The 20,107-nt window shown below is 62.5% G+C and carries 23 protein-coding genes; 13 read left to right on the forward strand and 10 right to left on the reverse strand.

Features of this window, described 5'->3' with window-relative positions:
* Positions 1 to 53 precede the first annotated feature (53 nt).
* Together FAA86_RS07910 and FAA86_RS07915 are read left to right on the forward strand one after the other, a co-directional pair.
* Positions 54 to 1,133 carry a D-alanyl-D-alanine carboxypeptidase family protein gene (locus FAA86_RS07910; RefSeq protein ID WP_136539562.1) on the forward strand — a complete coding sequence of 360 codons (1,080 nt, stop codon included), beginning with the start codon at positions 54 to 56 and terminating at the stop codon, positions 1,131 to 1,133.
* Positions 1,134 to 1,141: 8 nt separating this feature from the next.
* Complete coding sequence (locus FAA86_RS07915; protein WP_136539564.1) at positions 1,142 to 2,305, forward strand: CobW family GTP-binding protein; 1,164 nt, start codon at positions 1,142 to 1,144, stop codon at positions 2,303 to 2,305.
* Between the two features lie 4 nt (positions 2,306 to 2,309).
* Here the strand turns inward: FAA86_RS07915 and FAA86_RS07920 are convergent, their stop codons facing one another.
* From FAA86_RS07920 to FAA86_RS24540, 5 genes are all read right to left on the reverse strand, one after another.
* Positions 2,310 to 2,543 carry a sulfurtransferase TusA family protein gene (locus FAA86_RS07920; protein ID WP_136539566.1) on the reverse strand — a complete coding sequence of 78 codons (234 nt, stop codon included), beginning with the start codon at positions 2,541 to 2,543 and terminating at the stop codon, positions 2,310 to 2,312.
* Positions 2,544 to 2,547: 4 nt separating this feature from the next.
* On the reverse strand, positions 2,548 to 3,795 hold the full coding sequence (locus FAA86_RS07925; RefSeq protein WP_136539568.1) for a L,D-transpeptidase family protein: 1,248 nt from the start codon (positions 3,793 to 3,795) through the stop codon (positions 2,548 to 2,550).
* Between the two features lie 182 nt (positions 3,796 to 3,977).
* The gene (locus FAA86_RS07930; RefSeq protein WP_113461462.1) at positions 3,978 to 4,931 is read right to left on the reverse strand and encodes an acetyl-CoA carboxylase carboxyltransferase subunit alpha; all 954 of its coding nucleotides are present in this window, start codon (positions 4,929 to 4,931) and stop codon (positions 3,978 to 3,980) included.
* Positions 4,932 to 4,993: 62 nt separating this feature from the next.
* Positions 4,994 to 5,935 (reverse strand): site-specific tyrosine recombinase XerD, encoded by a 942-nt coding sequence (gene xerD, locus FAA86_RS07935; RefSeq protein ID WP_136539570.1) that lies wholly within the window; start codon positions 5,933 to 5,935, stop codon positions 4,994 to 4,996.
* A 12-nt stretch (positions 5,936 to 5,947) separates the two neighbouring features.
* Positions 5,948 to 6,100 carry a hypothetical protein gene (locus tag FAA86_RS24540; protein WP_167494918.1) on the reverse strand — a complete coding sequence of 51 codons (153 nt, stop codon included), beginning with the start codon at positions 6,098 to 6,100 and terminating at the stop codon, positions 5,948 to 5,950.
* A gap of 144 nt (positions 6,101 to 6,244) precedes the next feature.
* Between FAA86_RS24540 and FAA86_RS07940 the strand changes: the two genes are divergently transcribed.
* Genes FAA86_RS07940 through FAA86_RS07950 form a run of 3 tightly spaced genes read left to right on the forward strand, consistent with a single transcriptional unit; the run spans position 6,245 to position 9,260 of the window.
* The gene (locus FAA86_RS07940; RefSeq protein ID WP_113461460.1) at positions 6,245 to 6,835 is read left to right on the forward strand and encodes a shikimate kinase; all 591 of its coding nucleotides are present in this window, start codon (positions 6,245 to 6,247) and stop codon (positions 6,833 to 6,835) included.
* The gene (gene aroB, locus FAA86_RS07945; protein ID WP_136539572.1) at positions 6,832 to 7,959 is read left to right on the forward strand and encodes a 3-dehydroquinate synthase; all 1,128 of its coding nucleotides are present in this window, start codon (positions 6,832 to 6,834) and stop codon (positions 7,957 to 7,959) included. Before FAA86_RS07940 ends, aroB begins: the two co-directional genes overlap by 4 nt.
* Positions 7,956 to 9,260: an HlyC/CorC family transporter gene (locus FAA86_RS07950; RefSeq protein WP_113461458.1), complete on the forward strand. Its 1,305-nt coding sequence runs from the start codon at positions 7,956 to 7,958 to the stop codon at positions 9,258 to 9,260. Before aroB ends, FAA86_RS07950 begins: the two co-directional genes overlap by 4 nt.
* Before the next feature lie 12 nt (positions 9,261 to 9,272).
* Here FAA86_RS07950 and FAA86_RS07955 read toward each other — a convergent pair whose 3' ends face one another.
* Entirely contained in the window at positions 9,273 to 9,554 is a 282-nt protein-coding gene (locus tag FAA86_RS07955) for a BolA family protein (protein ID WP_113461457.1), read from the reverse strand.
* A 102-nt stretch (positions 9,555 to 9,656) separates the two neighbouring features.
* On the opposite strand from FAA86_RS07955, the gene FAA86_RS25165 reads away from it, so the two are divergent.
* From FAA86_RS25165 to FAA86_RS07975, 4 genes are read left to right on the forward strand one after another with little or no spacing between them, the layout of a single operon-like run.
* The gene (locus tag FAA86_RS25165) at positions 9,657 to 10,283 is read left to right on the forward strand and encodes a J domain-containing protein (RefSeq protein WP_113461456.1); all 627 of its coding nucleotides are present in this window, start codon (positions 9,657 to 9,659) and stop codon (positions 10,281 to 10,283) included.
* 58 nt (positions 10,284 to 10,341) lie between these two features.
* Entirely contained in the window at positions 10,342 to 11,334 is a 993-nt protein-coding gene (cobS, locus tag FAA86_RS07965) for a cobaltochelatase subunit CobS (RefSeq protein ID WP_113461455.1), read from the forward strand.
* Positions 11,335 to 11,347: 13 nt separating this feature from the next.
* On the forward strand, positions 11,348 to 13,243 hold the full coding sequence (cobT, locus tag FAA86_RS07970; protein ID WP_136539573.1) for a cobaltochelatase subunit CobT: 1,896 nt from the start codon (positions 11,348 to 11,350) through the stop codon (positions 13,241 to 13,243).
* The gene (locus FAA86_RS07975; RefSeq protein ID WP_136539575.1) at positions 13,236 to 14,258 is read left to right on the forward strand and encodes an esterase-like activity of phytase family protein; all 1,023 of its coding nucleotides are present in this window, start codon (positions 13,236 to 13,238) and stop codon (positions 14,256 to 14,258) included. The genes cobT and FAA86_RS07975 overlap by 8 nt, the downstream gene beginning before the upstream one ends.
* Positions 14,259 to 14,336: 78 nt before the next feature.
* On the opposite strand, the gene FAA86_RS07980 is transcribed toward FAA86_RS07975, so the two are convergent.
* Positions 14,337 to 14,975 carry a queuosine precursor transporter gene (locus FAA86_RS07980; RefSeq protein ID WP_113461452.1) on the reverse strand — a complete coding sequence of 213 codons (639 nt, stop codon included), beginning with the start codon at positions 14,973 to 14,975 and terminating at the stop codon, positions 14,337 to 14,339.
* 145 nt (positions 14,976 to 15,120) lie between these two features.
* Positions 15,121 to 15,411 carry a 50S ribosomal protein L28 gene (gene rpmB, locus FAA86_RS07985; protein WP_113461451.1) on the reverse strand — a complete coding sequence of 97 codons (291 nt, stop codon included), beginning with the start codon at positions 15,409 to 15,411 and terminating at the stop codon, positions 15,121 to 15,123.
* A gap of 237 nt (positions 15,412 to 15,648) precedes the next feature.
* On the opposite strand from rpmB, the gene FAA86_RS07990 reads away from it, so the two are divergent.
* Genes FAA86_RS07990 through FAA86_RS08000 form a run of 3 tightly spaced genes read left to right on the forward strand, consistent with a single transcriptional unit; the run spans position 15,649 to position 17,975 of the window.
* The gene (locus FAA86_RS07990; RefSeq protein ID WP_113461450.1) at positions 15,649 to 16,410 is read left to right on the forward strand and encodes a DUF3108 domain-containing protein; all 762 of its coding nucleotides are present in this window, start codon (positions 15,649 to 15,651) and stop codon (positions 16,408 to 16,410) included.
* A gap of 33 nt (positions 16,411 to 16,443) precedes the next feature.
* The gene (gene yddG, locus FAA86_RS07995; protein WP_136539577.1) at positions 16,444 to 17,322 is read left to right on the forward strand and encodes an aromatic amino acid exporter YddG; all 879 of its coding nucleotides are present in this window, start codon (positions 16,444 to 16,446) and stop codon (positions 17,320 to 17,322) included.
* Positions 17,323 to 17,333: 11 nt separating this feature from the next.
* Complete coding sequence (locus FAA86_RS08000; protein WP_136539579.1) at positions 17,334 to 17,975, forward strand: lysoplasmalogenase family protein; 642 nt, start codon at positions 17,334 to 17,336, stop codon at positions 17,973 to 17,975.
* 9 nt (positions 17,976 to 17,984) lie between these two features.
* On the opposite strand, the gene FAA86_RS08005 is transcribed toward FAA86_RS08000, so the two are convergent.
* Positions 17,985 to 18,407: a cupin domain-containing protein gene (locus FAA86_RS08005; protein WP_136539581.1), complete on the reverse strand. Its 423-nt coding sequence runs from the start codon at positions 18,405 to 18,407 to the stop codon at positions 17,985 to 17,987.
* Positions 18,407 to 19,177, reverse strand: coding sequence for a hydroxyacylglutathione hydrolase (gene gloB / locus FAA86_RS08010; RefSeq protein WP_113461446.1), 771 nt, complete (start codon positions 19,175 to 19,177; stop codon positions 18,407 to 18,409). Before gloB ends, FAA86_RS08005 begins: the two co-directional genes overlap by 1 nt.
* A gap of 91 nt (positions 19,178 to 19,268) precedes the next feature.
* Here gloB and FAA86_RS08015 point away from each other — a divergent pair, with 91 nt between their 5' ends.
* Positions 19,269 to 20,021 (forward strand): class I SAM-dependent methyltransferase, encoded by a 753-nt coding sequence (locus FAA86_RS08015; protein WP_136539583.1) that lies wholly within the window; start codon positions 19,269 to 19,271, stop codon positions 20,019 to 20,021.
* Positions 20,022 to 20,107 lie beyond the last annotated feature (86 nt).

The following is a 20,107-nucleotide window of genomic DNA, read 5'->3' on the forward strand; positions in this document are numbered from 1 at the left end:
CGAGAGATCAGCAAAAGACGAGGATCGAAGTCGTGCTCACGAAGCGTCCCAGCATGTTGTCCGCAACCAAAGCCGTTCGCCGCCTGGTGGTAACCGCCTCTCTGGTCGCGATGGTCCTGCCGGGCATGGCTGCTGCAAATCCCCAGATGCTGGTCGATGTCGGCAGCGGCCGGGTGATCGCGCATCAGGAAGCCTTCCGGAAATGGTATCCGGCCTCGCTGACCAAGCTGATGACGGCCTATACAACCTTCCGGTCCATGCGGTCGGGCGAGCTCTCGCCGGAAACGGTGGTCGTGATGAGCAAACATGCCGCCGACCAGCCGGCGAGCAAGATGTATTTCAAGCCGGGCTCGAAGCTGACGCTCGACAGCGCGCTGAAACTGCTGATCATCAAATCCGCCAATGACGTGGCGGTGGCGATCGGTGAAACCGTCAGCGGCAGCGAAGCCGCGTTTGTCCAGCGCATGAACCAGGAAGCGCAGCGGCTCGGCATGACCTCGACGCGCTTCGTCAATCCGAACGGGCTGCCCGGCAAGGGGCAGTATACGACAGCGCGTGACATGGCGCTTCTTGCCATGACGATCCGCCGCGAGTTTCCCGAATATGCCAGCTATTTCGCGCTCGAAGGCGTGACCACCGGCAAGAAGGACTATCCGAACTACAATCTCTTGGTCGGCCGCTTCCCGGGTGCCGATGGCATGAAGACCGGCTATGTCTGTGCCTCCGGCTTCAACCAGGTATCGTCCGCCACGCGCAACGGCCGCACGGTGATCTCCGTCGTGCTCGGCGCCGACAGCCTCGGCGCGCGCGCGGATATTTCGGCCGATCTCCTGCAGAAGGGGCTGACGACCTCGGTTGCCGGAAACCGGCTGGAGCAGCTGGCGCCCTATGGCGAGGGTCTGGATCAGGTGACCGACATCAGTGCCGAAATTTGCAATCCGCAGGCCCGCAAGGTGCGCAGCGAAGGCCGGGATGAAGCAGGACGCATGAAGCTCTTGTCGCCCTATATCCGGGAAATGGGTCGTCCGCCGGCCATGAGTTTCGCGGGCCTCATTCCCGGCAGCGAGCCTGTCGCCACCGCCAAGGGCGAAATCGCCAATGTGCCGATCCCGAAGCCGCGCCCCACGTTCTGAGCTGATCCATGACTGAGACCCGCATTCCCGTTTCCATCCTGACCGGCTTCCTCGGTGCGGGCAAATCGACGCTTCTCAACCGGCTCCTCAAGGATCCGGCAATGAAGGATGCGGCCGTCATCATCAACGAGTTCGGTGAAGTCGGCATCGACCATCTGCTCGTCGAGTCGTCGAACGACGCCGTTGTCGAACTGTCCGATGGCTGCCTCTGCTGCACCGTGCGCGGCGAACTCGTCGATACGCTGGCCGAGCTGATCGACGGCATGCAGACGGGCAAGATCAAGCCGCTGTCGCGCATTGTCATCGAAACAACGGGGCTCGCGGATCCTGCACCGGTCATGCAGTCGGTCATGGGCCATCCGGCGATTGCCCAGCATTTCGATCTCGATGGCGTCGTGACCGTGGTCGATGCGGTCAATGGGCTCTCGACCATCGATACCTATCCGGAAGCCTACAAGCAGGTGGCGGTTGCCGACCGGCTGATCCTCACCAAGCAGACGCTGGCCGATGCCGGGACGATCGCAGCCATCACGCAGCGCCTGCTGGCGCTCAATCCTCGCGCGCCGATCACCGATGGCGATGCGGCAGAGGCCGGATCGGCCGCGATGCTGGTCAACGGGCTCTATGATCCCGCCACCAAGATCGCGGATGTCGATCGCTGGCTGAAGGATGAGATGGCAGCGGCGGCTGATCATCACCATCACCACGATCACACGCATGACCATGGACATCATCACGGGCATCATCACCACGGTCATGACCACGGCCGTTACCATCACGACGTGAACCGCCACGGGGCCTCGATCCGCTCCTATGCCATCGTCCATGACGAGCCGATCGATCCGATGGCGATCAACATGTTCATCGACCTCTTGCGCTCCACGCATGGTGAAAAGCTGTTGCGAATGAAGGCGATCGTGGCACTCACCGATCGGCCGGAAAAGCCACTGGTGCTGCATGGCGTGCAATCGATCTTCCATCCGCCCGTGCGCCTGCCGGCCTGGCCCGAGGGGTCAAACCGCAAGACGCGGCTGGTGCTGATCACCCGGGATCTGTCAGAAAGCTATGTGCGGGATCTGTTCGGCGCCTTCACCGGTAAGGTCTCGATCGACCGGCCCGATCGTGCGGCGATGATGGACAATCCGCTTTCCGTGCCCGGCCTCAAGTTCTAGGCCGTCAGTCCCCGCCCTTGCGGATGTGGAAGCGATGGCCGCCATCCAGCCGCTCCTGTGCCAGGAGTTGGTGGCCGTCTTCATTGCAGAAATGCGGGATATCGATGCCGGCCAGCGGGTCGCTGGTTTCGACGATCAGTTCGTCGCCGGGCTTCAGGTCGACCATGCGTCTGCGGGTCTTCAAAACGGGAAGGGGGCATTTCAGCCCCCTCAGGTCATAGACCGACGCTTCGGTCATGCCGTTACCAGAGCTTCCAGAAGGGCTTCTTCGGACCGGCTTCCGTGGGAGCCTCAGCCGTCTGCGGCGGAGGTGCCAGCGGGTTTGGCTGCGGCACCGGGACTGCGCCTGTTGTCGGCGCTGCACCTGCCGTTGAGGCCGCCTGATTGGGTACTTGGGCGGCCTGGGCCTGCGGGTCGCCATTGGGATTGGTCGCCATCTGGTTGACGGCGGCTGCACCATTGACCGCAGCGAGCTTGGCCGGATCGACATCGTCGATATCGAGCAGCTTGCCGGCCTTCAGGGCAGAGCCCGTGGGTGCAAATGCCAGATCATGCGAGCGCGACTTGCGAAGGTCTGCCACCAGCGCCTTGCGCTCGGCTTCCGTCGGGTCGTACCAGATCTTGCCATCGTATTTCTTCAGCGCCTTGGCATAGGCCGCGTCATAGGCTTCGTTGAAACCGTTGAGAGCGACCGACAGAGCCGGCGGCGTGCTCATCGGCGGGCAGGCGCCCTGCGGATTGAAGCTCGTGCCTGCCGGCGCAGACTGGTTGAAGACATACTTCTTTTCGCAGACATTGACCTCCGGCGGACGCTTGGTCACCTCGAAGTGGTCATAACCGACCTTCAACATCTTCCAGAAATCGTAATGCGGGCTGTGGCGGTGGCGCGCCATGTTTTCCGCCGTCATGCGGAAGGGAAAGGCCTGCAGCTGCACTGCCTGCTGGCCGCCCTTGAAGGCGTCGCGGGCGAAGGCATAAATCTCCAGCATCTGCGCATCGGTCATCGAATAGCAGCCCGACGACGAGCAGGCGCCGTGGATCATCAGATGCGTGCCCGAGCGACCGTTCGCACGGTCGAACTGGTTGGGGAAGCCGGTGTTGATCGCCAGGAAATACTTGGAGTTCGGGTTCAGGTGATAGGGCGTCAGCGGGTAGAAGCCTTCCGGCGCCTGCCGATCGCCTTCCTTCACCTTCGGGCCGAGACGGCCGGACCAGGCGCAGATATCGTATTCTACGACCTTGTCGAACCGGTTGTTGGTCTTGGCCTTCCAGACCTCGAGAATGCCTTCCTCCTTGAAGATGCGCAGCATGATCGGAGAGTTGCGATCCATGCCCTTCTTCTGGATTTCGGCGACGAGGCGCGCAGGCAGAGGCTGCTGCACCTTGTTGGCAACCCGCGGCGTGTCATAGGCCGCGCTCTCCAACGTATCATTGCAGCCGGCAAGGGCGGCGGCGAAAAGCAGAACCAGGGCCGTCGATGTCAAGCGCATGCTCAAAGGCTCTTTCCAGAAACACATGTTGCGGCTCGAAACGAGCCATTTCACGCGGAGTGTAGAACTGCTTTCTTCACAAATTATAAACCAATGGCGGTCGATTTCGCCATTCTTCATCCGGCGCTATTCTGGCAAAGCGGCGGAGTGATGGCAAATTGCCACAATTTGAGCCAGATGGCTCAGAGATTGCGGCCGATATCGAGGAATTTCTGGCGGCGGTCCGCGCGCAGCTGATCACCCGGCAGCGGGGTCAGTTCGGCCAGCGCACTGGCGATCACGTCGCCGGTCATGCCGATCACGCGGTCCGGAGCGCGGTGTGCGCCACCGACGGGCTCTGGAATGATCGCGTCGATGATGCCGAGACCCTTCAGGTCTTCCGCCGTGATCTTCATGTTGGTCGCTGCTTCCTTGGCGCGGGTGGAGTCGCGCCAGAGGATCGAGGCTGCACCTTCCGGCGAAATGACCGAATAGATCGCATGCTCCAGCATGTAGACGCGGTTGCCGGTCGCAATGGCGATCGCACCACCCGAGCCGCCTTCGCCGATGACGACGGAGACCATCGGCACCTTCAGCGAGAGGCACATTTCGGTGGAGCGGGCGATCGCTTCCGCCTGGCCACGCTCTTCGGCGCCGACGCCCGGATAGGCGCCTGCCGTGTCGATCAGCGAAATCACCGGCAGACCGAAACGGTCTGCCATTTCCATCACGCGGATCGCCTTGCGATAGCCTTCGGGGCGCGGGCTGCCGAAGTTGTGCTTGATGCGCGACTTGGTGTCGTTGCCCTTTTCCTGGCCGATCACGGCGACCGGCTGGCCGCGGAAGCGGGCAAGGCCGGCCTGGATGGCGGCGTCTTCGGCGAACTTGCGGTCGCCGGCCAGTGGCGTGAATTCGGTGAAGAGGGCTTCGGCATAGTCGACGAAATGCGGCCGCTGCGGATGGCGCGCGACCTGGGTCTTCTGCCAGGCGTTGAGCTTCGAATAGATCTCCACCATCGCCTCGTCGACGCGGCTTTCCAGCCGGCTGATCTCTTCCGAGGTGTCGATACTCTCGTCCTCGTCCGCGAGTTTCTTCAGTTCGCGGATCTTGGCCTCGAGGTCGGAGATGGGCTTTTCGAAGTCTAGATAGTTGTGCATGAACTCACTTCCGATCGTTCGTTCCTGGCGCTCGCCGCCCGCAGGAACCGGCTTTGCCGGTCCTAATCGGGGTTTTTGGCCTGTTTTGCAAGGGGGTGATGCGTATGCACCAGTTGCTGCAGGCGCTCGTCGAGCACATGCGTGTAGATTTGCGTGGTGGAAATGTCGCTGTGGCCAAGCAGTTCCTGCACCGCGCGCAGGTCCGCTCCGTTGCCGAGAAGATGGCTGGCAAACGCATGCCGCAGCACGTGCGGAGAGACTGCATTCGCCGACAAACCAGCCCGGATCGCGAGATCCTTCAGTTCGCGGGCAAAGACCTGGCGGGGCACATGCCCCTCCTTGCTCTTGGCCGGGAAGAGGAAGGGACTGTCGGCATGGGCCGGATCGGCTGCTCTTAGTTTACCATAGCGCGCCAAAGCTTCGATCGCCGTGCGCGAGAGCGGGACGAGGCGCTCCTTGTTGCCCTTGCCGCGGACCAGAAGAAAGCGTCCCTCCTGGGTCAGCACCTTGACCGGCAGGGACACAAGCTCGCTGACGCGCATGCCAGTGGCATAGAGCAGTTCGAGAAGGGCAAGCCGGCGGATGCGTGCCGGTTGATCGGGCCCCTCCAGGTTTGCTTCCTGCTCGGCAAGCGACAGCAGCCCCGTCACATCGTCGACGGTCAGCACCTTGGGCAGAGAGCGGGCCTTTTGCGGTGCATCGAGGATGGCCGTCGGATCATCGCCGCGCAGGCCCTCGGCGTAGAGAAACTTGTAGAACTGGCGCATGGCCGAGAGGCGCCGTGCCTGAGAGGTCGGCTGGAAGCCGCGGCGGGAGAGATCGGAGAGATAGGCGGCCAGATCTTCCCGCGTCGCCGCGCCCAGGCTCACCTTTCGGCCGGACAGGAAATCCGAGAGGTCGTCCAGATCCCGCTGATAGGAGGCAAGCGTGTTCTCGGCTGCCCCGCGCTCCGCGCTCAGCATTTCCAGAAAGGCTTCGACGCGTGCTTGGCTCAGATCCGACATGCATGGTCCCTGCTATTGCTCGACCGGGTTGATCCGTTCCGACGGGATGCGCACCGTCACATCCCGCTCACGCGGTTCAACAAAGACCGCAAAGGACCACAGTGTCAGATAGACCAGGCCAACGATGGTCCCGCAGATGAACAGGAAGCGAAACAGTGTGGGCATGGTCGGTCCTCGGCCGGTCGTTCGAATAAATAGGTCGGAACATGGCATTTACCAAGGCCGGGACAGGCCTTGCGGATTTGCAGCCATGGCTTGACGCTAGCCCTCTATATGTCAATAGGTCATGAAACAGTCGTGAACAGGCCGATGACCGAAACGATCCTCAACCTTGCTCCCAGTCTGGGCGAGCGCGCCAAGGCGGCGCTCGGCAAACGCAATCTCGTTCTCGTTGGCCTCATGGGTGCGGGCAAGTCGGCGATCGGCCGTATCGTGGCGCAGCAGCTCGGCCTGTCCTTCGTCGATACCGATACCGAGATCGAGCGGGTCTCGCGAATGTCGATCAGCGAGCTCTTTGCCGCCTATGGCGAAGAGGAGTTCCGTGCGCTGGAAACCAGGGTCATCAAGCGCCTGCTGCGAACAGGCCCGCGTGTGGTCTCCACCGGCGGCGGCGCCTTCATCAACGAGAAGACCCGCAAGCAGATCGAGCGCGGCGGCCTCTCCGTCTGGCTGAACGCAGATCTCGACGTGCTCTGGGAACGGGTCAACAAGCGCGATCATCGCCCACTGCTCAAGACGGAAAACCCCAAGCAGACGCTGAAGGACCTGATGGACAAGCGCTATCCGATCTATGCGCTGGCAGACATCACCGTCCAGTCGCGCGACGTGCGCAAGGAAGTGATCGCCAACGAGGTTCTGACCTCGGTGATCGAGTATATCGGCAAGGACAAGACGCAATGACGAAGGTCGAGACATCGGAACGCCTGGTGCATGTACCGCTGGGCGAGCGCTCCTATGACATCCTGATCGGACCGGGCCTGATGGCCCGTGCCGGCGGCGAGATCTCGACCCGCATCAAGGGACGCCGTGCGGCGATCGTCACCGACGAGAATGTCGGCGCGCGCTATCTCGATGGTCTCATGGACAGCCTGCAGACCGATGGCATCGAAGCCGTCTCCGTCACGCTTCCGGCCGGCGAAAAGACCAAGAGCTTCGACTATCTCACCAAGGTCTGCGACGTGCTGCTCGAAGCGCGCATCGAGCGCAACGATACCGTGATTGCGCTCGGTGGCGGCGTCATCGGTGACCTCACGGGCTTTGCCGCCGGTATCGTGCGTCGCGGCGTGCGTTTCGTGCAGATCCCGACCTCGCTCTTATCCCAGGTCGACAGCTCCGTCGGCGGCAAGACCGGCATCAATGCCCGCCAGGGCAAGAACCTCATCGGCATCTTCAATCAGCCGGATCTCGTACTGGCCGATACCGACGTGCTCGACACGCTGTCTGAGCGCGAGTTCCGCGCCGGTTATGCGGAAGTGGCGAAATACGGCCTGATCGACAAGCCTGACTTCTTCGAATGGCTGGAGAAGAACTGGCGCGATGTCTTTGCCGGCGGTGCGGCTCGCATTGAGGCAATCGCCGTCTCCTGCCAGGCCAAGGCCGATGTGGTCGCCGCCGACGAGCGCGAGAACGGCCGCCGGGCGCTCCTCAATCTCGGCCATACCTTCGGTCATGCGCTGGAAGCCGCCACACAGTATGACAGCAGCCGGCTCGTGCATGGCGAGGGCGTTTCGATCGGCATGGTGCTCGCCCATCGCTTCTCCGCCCGCATGAACCTTGTTAGCCCCGACCTCGCGGACCGGGTCGAAGCGCATCTGAAAGCCGTCGGCCTGCCGACCCGGATGGATCAGATCCCGGGCGAGCTGCCGCCGACCGACGTCCTGATGGATGCCATCGCCCAGGACAAGAAAGTGAAAAGCGGCAAGCTTACCTTCATCCTCACCCGAGGCCTCGGCCAGTCCTTTGTCGCGGACGATGTGCCGGCCTCCGAAGTTCAGCGTTTCATTGAGGAGATGCGTCCATCATGATCGAGCAAATCCTTTCCGGACTGGCCGAATACTGGCTGACCCTCGTCGCCATCCTCCTGCTGATCTGCTGTTCGGGCTTCTTCTCCGGGTCGGAGACGGCGCTGACCGCCACGTCGCGGGCACGCATGCACAGCATCGAGCTCAACGGGGATGATCGCGCCGGGATCGTCAACCGGCTGATCGAGCGACGTGACCGTCTGATCGGCGCCCTTCTGATCGGCAACAACCTTGTCAACATTCTCGCCTCGTCGCTGACAACAAGCCTGTTCCTCGGCCTCTTCGGCGATTCCGGGGTGGCCATTGCGACACTGTTGATGACCGTGCTGCTCGTCATCTTCTCGGAAGTCCTCCCGAAAAGCTGGGCGATCTCCGCGCCGGAGCGTTTCGCGCTCTTCGTCGGACCGCTGGTGCGCCCCTTCGTGGCCGTGGTCGGTCCGCTGTCCAGCCTCGTCAACTGGATCGTGCGCAAGCTGCTCGGCCTGTTCGGCGTGTCGATCTCCGGTGAAGCCTCGATGCTCTCGGCCCATGAGGAACTTCGCGGCGCTGTCGCACTGCTGCATCGCGAAGGCGCTGTGATCAAGGCCGACCGCGACCGTCTGGGTGGTGTTCTCGATCTCGGCGAACTCGAAGTGTCCGACATCATGATCCACCGCACCGCCATGCGCGCGGTCAATGCGGACGAGCCGCCGGAAGTCGCGATCCGCAACATTCTCGAAAGCCCCTATACCCGCATGCCGGTCTGGCGTGGTGCGACCGACAACATCATCGGCGTCATTCATGCCAAGGACCTGATCCGTGCGCTTGCGGAGCCCAATGTCGAGCCGCAGGACATCGACATCGTCAAGATTGCGCAGAAGCCCTGGTTCGTGCCGGATACGACCAACCTCAAGGACCAGCTCAACGCCTTCCTGCGCCGCAAGACCCATTTCGCCGTTGTCGTCGACGAATACGGCGAAGTGCAGGGTGTCGTGACGCTCGAGGACATTCTGGAAGAAATCGTCGGCGATATCTCCGACGAGCACGATCTTGAAATCCAGGGCGTGCGCCAGGACAGCGACGGTTCGATCGTGGTCGATGGCGGCGTGCCGATCCGCGACCTCAACCGCGCGATGGACTGGCAGCTGCCGGACGAGGAAGCGACGACCATTGCCGGTCTCGTCATCCACGAGTCGAAGTCGATCCCGGAGGAACGTCAGGCCTTCACCTTCTATGGCAAGCGCTTCATCGTCCTGAAGCGAGAAAAGAACCGCATTACCCGTCTGCGCATTCGTCCGATCGACACCCCCGAACCGGCGGAATGATCGGCTCCGGGGTCACCAGCGGGTCGGTTCGCCGGGGGCGGCCGGCTCGATGGCTAGCGCATGCAGGCCGGCGTCGAGCTCGGGTTTCAAAAGGTCGGTGACAGCCCGGTGGCGGGCGAGCCGCGTCATGCCGGAAAAGGCCGATGCCACGATCCGCACGCGCATATGGGTTTCGCCGGTGCCGGTGATGTCGGGCTGATGGCCCGCATGGTGGTGGCTCTCATCGATGACGACAAGGCGTTCGGGGCTGAAAGCCTCGGTGAGACGAGTCTCGATCCGGCTCTTCACCGACATGATCTGCCTCTTTCTGCTGCTTCGCAAAAAGCCCCACAAAGCGCGCAACAAACCGGTTTGTCAATTCTTGTTCGCCCCTATCGGGCGCCCCATAATTACGGGATGAAACTCGACTCGAAATATTTCGATCGGATCCGCACCCGGCGAAAGCGGGAGGCCGAGCCCGAACCATCCAAAGCGGAGTGCCAGTGGGACGGCTGTGACAAGCCGGGGGTCCATCGCGCACCGGTCGGCCGCCATGCGGAAGGTCAGTTCTTCCTGTTCTGCTTCGAGCATGTGAAGGAATACAACAAAGGCTACAACTACTTCTCAGGCCTGTCGGACACGGAGATCGCCCGCTACCAGAAGGAAGCGATCACCGGACATCGGCCGACCTGGACGGTGGGGGTGAACAAGGCTGCCAAGGCAAGCCCGATCCACTCCACTATGCGCTCAGGATCGGCTGCGTCACAGGCGCGCATCAAGGATCCCTTCGGCTTCGTGCAGCAGGGTCGCGGCGGGGCGCCGCGCTATCAGGCATCGGACCGCAAGCTGAAGACGCTCGAGGCAAAAGCGCTTGATACCCTTGGACTTAACGTCAGCTCGACGCCATCCGACATCAAGACGCGCTACAAGGAACTTGTAAAAAAACACCATCCGGACGCAAATGGCGGAGACAGGGCTTCTGAAGAGCGTTTTCGCGCTGTCATTGAAGCCTACAAATTGTTAAAGCAGGCCGGTTTCTGTTAATCCGAACACGCAGCAGCGACGAAGACGGCCGGACGGCACCGCCTGGCAGGGAGACATGATGAGCAAAATTGAACTGGATATCGCCAACCTGCCTGACACCACCGTTTCGGTCCGTGAGGTCTTCGGCATCGATACGGACATTCGTGTTCCGGCTTACTCCAAGGGCGATGCCTATGTGCCGGATCTTGATCCGGACTATCTCTTCGATCGCGAAACCACGCTCGCCATTCTCGCAGGCTTTGCCCACAATCGTCGCGTCATGGTCTCCGGCTTCCACGGCACGGGCAAGTCGACCCATATCGAGCAGGTCGCAGCACGCCTCAACTGGCCCTGCGTGCGCGTCAACCTCGATAGCCATGTCAGCCGTATCGATCTCGTCGGCAAGGACGCCATCGTTCTCAAGGACGGCAAGCAGATTACCGAATTCAAGGACGGCATCCTGCCTTGGGCCTACCAGCACAATGTCGCGCTCGTCTTCGACGAATACGATGCCGGCCGTCCGGACGTTATGTTCGTCATCCAGCGCGTTCTGGAAAGCTCGGGCCGCCTGACGCTGCTCGACCAGAGCCGCGTCATCCGTCCTCACCCCGCCTTCCGCCTCTTCGCCACCGCCAACACGGTCGGCCTCGGCGACACGACGGGTCTCTATCACGGCACGCAGCAGATCAACCAGGCCCAGATGGACCGCTGGTCGATCGTGACGACGCTCAACTATCTGCCGCATGACAAGGAAGTCGACATCGTCTCGGCCAAGGTGAAGAGCTTCGGCTCGACCGCCGAGGGCCGCGATACCGTGTCCCGAATGGTCCGCCTCGCCGACCTCACCCGCGCGGCCTTCATCAATGGCGATCTGTCGACCGTCATGAGCCCGCGTACCGTGATTACCTGGGCTGAAAACGCCGAGATCTTCGGCGATGTCGCCTTTGCCTTCCGCGTCACCTTCCTCAACAAGTGCGACGAACTCGAGCGCACGCTGGTGGCCGAACAGTATCAGCGCGCCTTCGGCGTGGAACTGAAGGAAAGTGCGGCCAATATCGTACTCGGCGCATAAGGACTGAAGAAGCATGGCAGGGCGCGGCGACAATTCGAAGGCGAGAGCCGGCGGCGGTGTAGACACGGAGCCGATGCGCCGTGCCATCACCGGCTGCGTGCGCTCCATCGCAGGCGATCCGCAGGTCGAGGTCGCCTTTGCGAATGAGCGTCCCGGCCTTGCCGGTGAGCGGATCCGGCTGCCGGAGCTTTCGAAGCGTCCGACGGCTCATGAGCTTGCCGTCACCCGCGGTCTCGGCGATTCCATGGCGCTCAGGCTCGCCTGCCACGACCAGAAGGTCCATGCGGCCATGGCCCCGCAGGGTGCCGATGCACGTGCGATCTTCGATGCCGTCGAGCAGGCGCGCGTGGAATCGCTCGGCTCGCTGCGCATGCCGGGTGTGGCCTCCAACATCCAGTCGATGAACACCGAGAAATACGCGAAAGCCAATTTCTCGACGATCAGCCGCCAGGAAGATGCTCCGATCGGTGAAGCGGTCGCCATGCTGGTGCGCGAGAAGCTGACCGGCCAGAAAGCCCCTGAGTCCGCCGGCAAGGTGCTCGATCTCTGGCGTCCCTTCATCGAGGACAAGGCCGGTGCCGACCTCGACAATCTCTCCACTGTCATTGAAGACCAGCAGGCCTTTTCCCGCGTGATCCGCCATATGCTTTCGGCCATGGATATGGCCGAGGACATGGGGGACGACCAGGAGCAAAGCGAAGACGAGCAGTCGACCGACGAGGAGCAGCCGCGCAGCGGCGAGCAGGACCAGGAAAGCGCCGAGGAGGAGGCAGGTCAGGAGTCTGCGCCCGCCGAGGAGAGCGAAGCCTCGCAGGAGCAGCTCGACGACGGCGAGATGGATGGTGCCGAGATCTCCGAAGAGGAGATGTCGGACGAGGGTGACGACGACAGCGAGACGCCCGGCGAGATGCGCCGTCCGGCAACCCCCTTCGACGATTTCAACGAGAAGGTCGACTACAAGATCTTCACCCAGGAATTCGACGAGGAGATCACCGCGGAAGAGCTTTGCGACGAGGCCGAACTGGAACGTCTGCGCGCCTTCCTCGACAAGCAGCTTGCCCATCTGCAGGGTGCCGTCGGCCGACTGGCAAACCGCCTGCAGCGCCGCCTGATGGCGCAGCAGAACCGCTCCTGGGACTTCGACCTGGAAGAGGGCTATCTCGATCCGGCGCGTCTCACCCGGCTGATCATCGACCCGATGCAGCCGCTCTCCTTCAAGAAGGAGAAGGACACCAAGTTCCGCGATACGGTCGTGACCCTGGTCATCGACAATTCCGGCTCGATGCGCGGTCGCCCGATCACGGTGGCTGCCTCCTGCGCCGACATTCTGGCGCGCACGCTGGAGCGCTGCGGCGTCAAGGTCGAGATCCTCGGCTTCACCACCAAGGCCTGGAAGGGCGGCCAGTCCAGAGAGAAGTGGCTCGCAGGCGGCAAGCCGCCGGCGCCCGGCCGTCTCAATGATCTGCGCCACATCATCTACAAGTCGGCGGACGCTCCCTGGCGCCGGTCGCGCCGCAATCTTGGCCTGATGATGCGCGAAGGCCTGCTCAAGGAAAACATCGACGGCGAAGCGCTGATGTGGGCGCATAACCGCCTGATCGGTCGCCGCGAGCAGCGCAAGATCCTGATGATGATTTCGGACGGTGCGCCGGTCGACGATTCGACGCTGTCGGTGAACCCCGGCAACTATCTCGAGCGCCACCTGCGCGCCGTCATCGAGCAGATCGAGACCCGCTCGCCGGTCGAGCTCCTGGCGATCGGTATCGGCCACGACGTCACGCGCTACTATCGCCGCGCCGTCACTATCGTGGATGCCGACGAACTGGCTGGCGCGATGACCGAACAGCTGGCCTCGCTCTTCGAGGAGCAGCCATCCGGAGGCTCGGGCCGGGCGCGTCTGCGTGCCTGAGCGAAAGGCCCGGACGCTGGCAAGCGCCTGCGCGATCTCCGTCTTCACGGCGCTGGCGTCCTGCACGCCGGCAACCATCCTGCCGGGCGACACGCTGCCCATCGCGGTTGAAAGCACTGTGATTGCGGAACTTGGCGGCAGTCCGACGATTGCGCCCGGGCTCACGTTCCTCGGCGGCCTTGAGCTGTCCTCGCCCGAGCCGCTCTTCGGCGCCTTTTCCTCGATCCGCTTCCGCGACGACCAGGCTTTCCTTGGCGTCTTCGATACCGGCTACTGGATCGAAGGCCGCATCCTGCGGGATGGCGAGGGACATCTTTCAGGCGTCGAGGCGGTTCGCCTGGCTCCGCTTCTCGATGCGTCGGGGCAGGAAAGCCAGAGCAAATTCCAGGTGGATGCCGAAAGCCTGGCGCTGGATGGCGACAGGGCCTTTGTCGGCTTCGAGCAGCGCCATCGCGTGGTGACCTATGCGCCGCTCTCCGATCTCGGCAAGGCCCTGCCATTTACCCCGCTCGACTTCCCCTTCGACCTCGACATCCTGCACAGCAATGGCGGCTTCGAGTCGCTCGTCATCGCGCCGCAGGGCAGCGCGATTGCGGGCGCTCTGGTGGCGATCACCGAGAAGAGTTTCGACGAGAACGGCAATATCTATGCCGCCATTGTGGGCGGGCCGCTGCCCGGTCAGTTCCGGGTGCGACCGCGCGACGAGTTCGAGATTACCGATGCGACCTTCCTGCCCGATGGCGATCTCCTGCTGCTGGAGCGCCGCTTCTCGATCGCGACCGGTGTCGGCATGCGCCTGCGGCGCATCGAAGGCGACAGCGTCAGGCCGGATGCGGTGGTCGACGGAGAGATCCTTTTCGAAGCCAATTACCGCTCCCAGATCGACAATATGGAAGGGCTCGACGCGATCCCCGAGCCGGATGGCTCCGTGCGCCTCATCGTCGTCTCCGATGACAACCATTCCATTCTGCAGCGAACTCTGATGCTGGAATTCAGGCTGCAGCCGCAGGGCTGACATGTCCCAGCACAGTCTGAAACGCAAACAGCCCCGGTCACCCGGGGCTGTCTGTCTTTTCGTGTCGTGATCTTGGCGTCAGATCGTGCGCGAGGCCGTCGGCATGGGGCGCACGACGCTCATCAGGGCGCCATAGGGCAAGAGCATGATCACGCCGATCAGCATCTTCACGCCGAAGTCGGCGATCGCCCAGGAGATCCAGCGCGGGGCTTCTGCGGTCATGACGCCGAGGATCGGGGCCGTCGCGATCGCGAAATCGTCGTTCGGACCGATGAAGCCGAAGACGGGCGCAAAGGAGATGGAGAAGAAGATGATCGTGTCGAGAACCGAGCCGATCAGCGAGCCCATCAGCGGCGCCTTCCACCAGGACTGCTGGCGCAGCCGGTTGAACACCGAGATATCCAGAAGCTGGCCGACGAGGAAGGCCGTGCCGGAGGCAACCGCAATGCGCGGCGTTGCGAGCAGGATCGACAGGAGAACACCGGCGATGAAGCCGACGAGCACGACGCGCCGCGCAACCTGAGGGCCGAACTGACGGTTGGTCAGGTCGGTGACGAGGAAGGCGATCGGATAGGTGAAGGCGCCAAAGGTCAGGAGGTCGGCGAGATTGATGCCCGCCAGCATGCCGCTGACCGGATACTGGACGAGGAAGTTCGATGCGACCACGACGGCCGTCATCAGCAGGCTGTAGATAAGGAAATAGCGCTTGTTCAGCATTTTTTTATCCTGGGTGATGCCACCAGTTGGAGGAACAACAATGTAATCGAAGGCGCCGCAGGCTGGTCCTGCGTGCTCACCTCAAACGAAAAGGCTTGGCCGGGGATCCGGTCAAGCCTTTCGAAAGTCTGGCCGAATGACGCTATTAAGCGGCTTCAGCGGTCTTCTTGACGATCTGGCGACGCAGCAGACGAGCGCGCATGCTCAGGTCGTTTTCAGAAGCCTTGAGAAGGAAGGCATCGAGACCACCGCGATGCTCGACCGTGCGCAGGGCAGCAGCCGAAACGCGCAGGCGGAAGCGCTGGTTCAGAGCGTCCGAGATCAGCGTAACGTCGCACAGGTTCGGCAGGAACCGGCGCTTGGTCTTGTTGTTCGCGTGGCTCACGTTGTTGCCCGACTGGACGCCCTTGCCGGTCAATTCGCAACTGCGGGACATGGTACACCTATTGTTTTTCTAGGCCATCGCATCGCTTCCGGCCAAATGCCGGCGAGGCAATCCAACAGCGTCTGATTGGAAAGTTGCGGTTCTATAGTCAGTGAGAACCGGCGCGTCAAGCCAAACCTTGGATTTTCCGGGCTCAAGGCGCTCTAGGATATTTTCTTGCCACAGTCCACCGCGACTATGCATGCTATCGAAGCCGGATCGCCGGCATTCCCCTGATGGAGATGGTCCTTGCGTCCGACCGGTCTGGTTACCGCCTTTCTCGTCCTGATCGCCGGTGTCGGCCAGGCCGCCGATTATCGCTACGACACGTCCTACAGCGTGTCGCTCGGCGTGTTGCCGATTGCCCGCATGACTTTCGAGACGGAAGTCTCGGGTGGGCGCTACACGATCTCCGGGCGGTTTCACTCCTCGAGCCTCATCGACATCGTTCGCGAGGTCTCCGCCGATAGCAGCGTCTCCGGCCGGATGACAGGCGGCGTCATGCGGCCAGAGCGCTACGTGCTCGGCTACAAGAGCGGCAAGCGTAAACATGTCTACGAGGTCCTGTTCTCCGAAGGCAATGTCGTCGAAACCCGCGTGACACCGGAACGGCCGAAGCCGAAGTCCTGGGTGCCGGTGCCGGCTGCCGATCTGCGTGCCGTCTTCGATCCCATCGGCGCCTTGCTCATTCCCGGAGATGCCGACGTCTGCCAGCAGACGCTGCCCGTCTATGACGGTGAGAGCCGGATGGATCTCGTGCTCTCCCCGAACCGTTCCGAGCGCTTCTCGGCGGGCAAGGCCAAGGGGGATGCGATCGTCTGCTCCGTCCGCTACGTGCCGAAGTCCGGCTATCGCAAGGGCCGCAAGGACATCGAATATCTGAAGTCGGTCACCGGCATGGAGATCTGGTTTGCCAAGACGGCGACGCTGAAGCTATATGCTCCAGTCTATGCGAAGATCCCGACCCGTTACGGGACGGTGCATGTGACCGCAGAAAAGTTCGACGGGTAGTTTCAGCGGGCGGGCCCCGCATCAGGGGATTTCATGAAGACCAAGGCAACGCTCATCGGGTTCACCGCGATCCTGATGTGGTCCTTTCTCGCGCTCATGACGGCGGCTTCGGGCACCATGCCGCCCTTCCAGCTTTCGGCGATCACCTTCGCCATCGGCAGCCTGCCCGGCATTCTTCCGTTCATCGCGCGGCCGGCGCGCCTGAAGGAATTGCGCCAGCCGCCCAAGGTCTGGCTTGCCGGTGTCGGCGGCCTCTTCGGCTATCACTTCCTCTACTTCACGGCGCTCCGGAATGCGCCGGCCGTCGAGGCGGGCCTGATCGCCTATCTCTGGCCGCTGTTCATCGTCGTCGGATCGGCGCTTCTGCCGGGCGAGAAGCTCGGCTGGCACCATATCGTCGGCGCGCTTGCCGGCCTTGCCGGTACCGTACTGATCATCGGCAAGAACGGTTTTGCCTTCGATCCCGCCTATAGCCTCGGCTATTTCACGGCCTTTCTCTGCGCCTTCACCTGGGCGGGATATTCACTCATCAGCCGCAAGTTCGAGAAGGTCTCGACCGATGTGGTCACCGGCTTCTGCCTTGCAACGTCGATCCTCTCGCTCTTCTGCCATCTCGCACTCGAGACCACCGTCTGGCCCGATACGGCGTCCCAATGGGCTGCCGTCGTCGGCCTTGGCCTTCTTCCGGTGGGACTTGCCTTCTACGTCTGGGACTACGGCGTCAAGAATGGCGACATCCAGATCCTCGGCGCCTCAAGCTATGCCGCGCCGCTCCTCTCTACCCTGATCCTGATCATTTTTGGGTTTGGCGAACTTAGTGTCAGAATTGGCCTGTCATGCCTGCTCATCACCGGTGGCGCGGTGCTCGCGGCTCGCGATATGGTTTTTCGGAACAAGGAACGGCCGAACTGACGGGGGACTGAATGGCAAGTGCGACCGGCATCCTCTGGCTCTCGGTCGCGCTCGGTACCAGCTATCTCTGGATCCTGCCGAAGGAGAAGACCGTGTTCCGGGCCGTCTGGAAGACGGCCCCCGTTCTGCTTCTTTCTCTCTATGCCTATCTCGTCGAGGCGCATCCGCTTCTCGTGGCCGCCCTTGCGCTCGGAGCGCTGGGTGACTGGTCGCTCGCCTTCGAGGGCGATCGTGCCTTCATCGGTGGGGTAGGCTTCTTCCTCTCCGCCCACATTGCCTATGTGGCGCTGCTTGCCACCATCGCCGATCCTGCCATTGCCATGGCGGATGCCTGGAGGCTCATTGCCGGAGCGATGGTGGCGCTCCTCACCTTCGGCGTGCTGATGCGCATCTGGAGGCCCGCGGGCCGCATGGTACTGCCGATCGGCGTATACGTCCTGCTTTTCATGGTGCTCGTCTGGCTGACGCTCGGCCTTGCCGATCCGTTGGTCTTCATCGGCGCAACGCTGTTCATCTTTTCCGATATCGTCTTGACCATCCGGAAATACTGGACCGGGCCGGATCACCCCATCGACAGCGCTGCCGCCTATGTCGTCTGGGTCACCTATTATGCGGCGCAGGTGATCCTGACGCTGACACTGTCGGAAACTTGATCCTTCGCCTTAACGGCCGGGTGCCCAGTCGGGCGGCGCCATCTCGAAGGCGGAGAAGTCGAAACCCGGCGCCACCGTGCAGCCGACCAGCGTAAAGTCGCCGAGGCTTTCTGCAGCCTGCCATTCATCGGCATCGATGATCGCCTGTGGGCGCTGGCCGGCCGCAAGATCGAGACCAAGCGTCACCGTCTCATGCGATACGCCGTCCTTGGAGCGATGCAGGGCAAGCGGCGCACCGGCGTAGTAATGCCAGGCTTCTGCCGCATCCTTCACCTTGTGCCAGTGGGACCGCTCGCCCTTCTGCAAGAGGTAGTAGATCGCGGTGGAATGACCGCGCGGACCGCCGTTTCCGTCCCGGTAGGTTTCCACGTACCAGCCACCCTCGGGATGACGCTGCATGCCGAGGGTCTCGATGATGTCGGCTGCCTGCATCAGAAAGCGTCCTTGCGCTTGCGGATTTCGGCGAAGACCTCGTCATTGGTCGCGCCTTCCATGCCGAGCGTGCGGCGGATGTCCGGATCGCCGGCCCGCAGGAAGGGGTTGGTCTCCTTCTCCAGCCCGATCGTGGTCGGAATGGTGAAGTCGCCGCGCTTGCGCTGCATCTCGATCAGTTCGGCACGGGAGCGCAGGCGGGCGTTTTCCGGGTCGACGGTCAGCGCAAACCGGGCATTGGAGAGCGTGTATTCATGACCGAAATAGACGATCGTCTCATCGGGCAGGGAGGCAAGCTTCTGCAACGAATGCCACATGTCCATGGCCGAGCGCTCGAAGAGCCGTCCGCAGCCCAGCGCAAACAGGGTATCGGCGGCAAAGAGCAGCATGTCCTCGGGCAGGTGGTAGCAGATGTGTCCTGCGGTATGGCCTGGCGTTTCGATCACCCGCACCGGGCGATTGCCGAAGGTGAACTCGTCACCGTCTCCCACGGTCCTGTCGATGCCCGGAATGGCCGCTGCCTCGTCACGCGGACCGATGATCTCGCAGCCGTATTTTTCCTTCAGCGCCAGGTTCGCTTCGACATGGTCACCGTGATGATGGGTGGTGAAGATATGGGTAATCTTCCAGCCCCGCTTCTCCGCCGCCTTGACGATCGGATCGAATTCCGGAGCGTCGATCGTTGCCGTTTCCCCCGTCTCAGGGCAGTGAAGAAGCACGCCGAAGTTGTCACTTCGGCAGAGGAATACCTCGATCTGCAGTGATTTCATTGTTGATCCGCTTTTTTATGTCCCACCTCGTTGCCTCGAATGTAGCCCGTCGCGGCTTGATCTCCAAGGATGGGCTGCTAACAATAAGTTCATGCATGTCGATATCGTCGATCTAAGGCAGTTCTATTACACGATGCTGGGTCGCGTGGCGGAGCAGTCGATCGCGATGGCGCTGTCTTCGGTCTGGGCGCGCCTTCCGCAGGAGCGGCTGGTCGGCCTTGGCTATTGCACCCCTTTCCTTGATCGCTTTCGCGCCGATACCGAGCGCACCATGGCCTTCATGCCGGCCGGGCAGGGTGCGGTGAACTGGCCGCTCGGCGAGCCCTCGGCGACGGCCCTGGTGTTCGACGAGGAGTTGCCGTTGTCGGACAGTTCCGTCGATCGTGTCCTGATGGTCCATTCGCTGGAATTTGCCGAGAACCCGCGCGAGACGCTGAAGGAGATCTGGCGCGTGCTCGCCCCCGGTGGCCGGCTGGTCATCGTCGTGCCGAACCGTCGCGGCGTCTGGGCGCGGATGGAACATACGCCGTTCGGTTCCGGTCGACCCTATTCCCGCGGGCAGCTGACCTCGCTGCTGCGGGAGACGAATTTCACCCCCGGCGCCTCGGCGGAAGCGCTGTTCTTCCCACCGTCGAAGATCCGGGCGATCCTCAGGCTGAGGCGTGGATTCGAGCGCCTCGGCCGCATCCTCTGGCCGGCCTTTTCCGGTGTGATCGTGGTCGAGGCCCAGAAGCGGCTCTATCAGGGGCTGCCGGTCGCCTCGCGTGCGTCTCGCCGCGTCTTTGCTCCGGTGCTCGCGCCCCAGGGCGTGCCGACCACCCGTGTCCGGCCGCCGAAGGTGTAAAGCGCGCTTCGCTCTCGTCTCGGCGCTCGCCGCCTCGACAAACCCGGCTTTCCGCAGTAATCCCAAACCCCTCAGAAGGGGCGGCC

The organism is Rhizobium rosettiformans W3 (genome assembly GCF_004912135.1).
Lineage (GTDB): Bacteria > Pseudomonadota > Alphaproteobacteria > Rhizobiales > Rhizobiaceae > Allorhizobium > Allorhizobium rosettiformans.

Bases quoted from the DNA above. Each gene is read 5' to 3' on its own strand.
- FAA86_RS07950 (WP_113461458.1), top strand. From the start codon at position 7,956: ATGATCGAGCAAATCCTTTCCGGACTGGCCGAATACTGGCTGACCCTC.
- cobT (WP_136539573.1), top strand. From the start codon at position 11,348: ATGGCAGGGCGCGGCGACAATTCGAAGGCGAGAGCCGGCGGCGGTGTA.
- FAA86_RS25165 (WP_113461456.1), top strand. From the start codon at position 9,657: ATGAAACTCGACTCGAAATATTTCGATCGGATCCGCACCCGGCGAAAG.
- FAA86_RS07915 (WP_136539564.1), top strand. From the start codon at position 1,142: ATGACTGAGACCCGCATTCCCGTTTCCATCCTGACCGGCTTCCTCGGT.
- FAA86_RS08000 (WP_136539579.1), top strand. From the start codon at position 17,334: ATGGCAAGTGCGACCGGCATCCTCTGGCTCTCGGTCGCGCTCGGTACC.
- gloB (WP_113461446.1), bottom strand. From the start codon at position 19,177: ATGAAATCACTGCAGATCGAGGTATTCCTCTGCCGAAGTGACAACTTC.
- FAA86_RS08005 (WP_136539581.1), bottom strand. From the start codon at position 18,407: ATGCAGGCAGCCGACATCATCGAGACCCTCGGCATGCAGCGTCATCCC.
- FAA86_RS07910 (WP_136539562.1), top strand. From the start codon at position 54: ATGTTGTCCGCAACCAAAGCCGTTCGCCGCCTGGTGGTAACCGCCTCT.
- FAA86_RS08015 (WP_136539583.1), top strand. From the start codon at position 19,269: ATGCATGTCGATATCGTCGATCTAAGGCAGTTCTATTACACGATGCTG.
- FAA86_RS07925 (WP_136539568.1), bottom strand. From the start codon at position 3,795: ATGCGCTTGACATCGACGGCCCTGGTTCTGCTTTTCGCCGCCGCCCTT.
- FAA86_RS07955 (WP_113461457.1), bottom strand. From the start codon at position 9,554: ATGTCGGTGAAGAGCCGGATCGAGACTCGTCTCACCGAGGCTTTCAGC.
- cobS (WP_113461455.1), top strand. From the start codon at position 10,342: ATGAGCAAAATTGAACTGGATATCGCCAACCTGCCTGACACCACCGTT.
- FAA86_RS07920 (WP_136539566.1), bottom strand. From the start codon at position 2,543: ATGACCGAAGCGTCGGTCTATGACCTGAGGGGGCTGAAATGCCCCCTT.
- FAA86_RS07930 (WP_113461462.1), bottom strand. From the start codon at position 4,931: ATGCACAACTATCTAGACTTCGAAAAGCCCATCTCCGACCTCGAGGCC.
- rpmB (WP_113461451.1), bottom strand. From the start codon at position 15,411: ATGTCCCGCAGTTGCGAATTGACCGGCAAGGGCGTCCAGTCGGGCAAC.
- FAA86_RS07980 (WP_113461452.1), bottom strand. From the start codon at position 14,975: ATGCTGAACAAGCGCTATTTCCTTATCTACAGCCTGCTGATGACGGCC.
- FAA86_RS24540 (WP_167494918.1), bottom strand. From the start codon at position 6,100: ATGCCCACACTGTTTCGCTTCCTGTTCATCTGCGGGACCATCGTTGGC.
- xerD (WP_136539570.1), bottom strand. From the start codon at position 5,935: ATGTCGGATCTGAGCCAAGCACGCGTCGAAGCCTTTCTGGAAATGCTG.
- yddG (WP_136539577.1), top strand. From the start codon at position 16,444: ATGAAGACCAAGGCAACGCTCATCGGGTTCACCGCGATCCTGATGTGG.
- FAA86_RS07940 (WP_113461460.1), top strand. From the start codon at position 6,245: ATGACCGAAACGATCCTCAACCTTGCTCCCAGTCTGGGCGAGCGCGCC.
- aroB (WP_136539572.1), top strand. From the start codon at position 6,832: ATGACGAAGGTCGAGACATCGGAACGCCTGGTGCATGTACCGCTGGGC.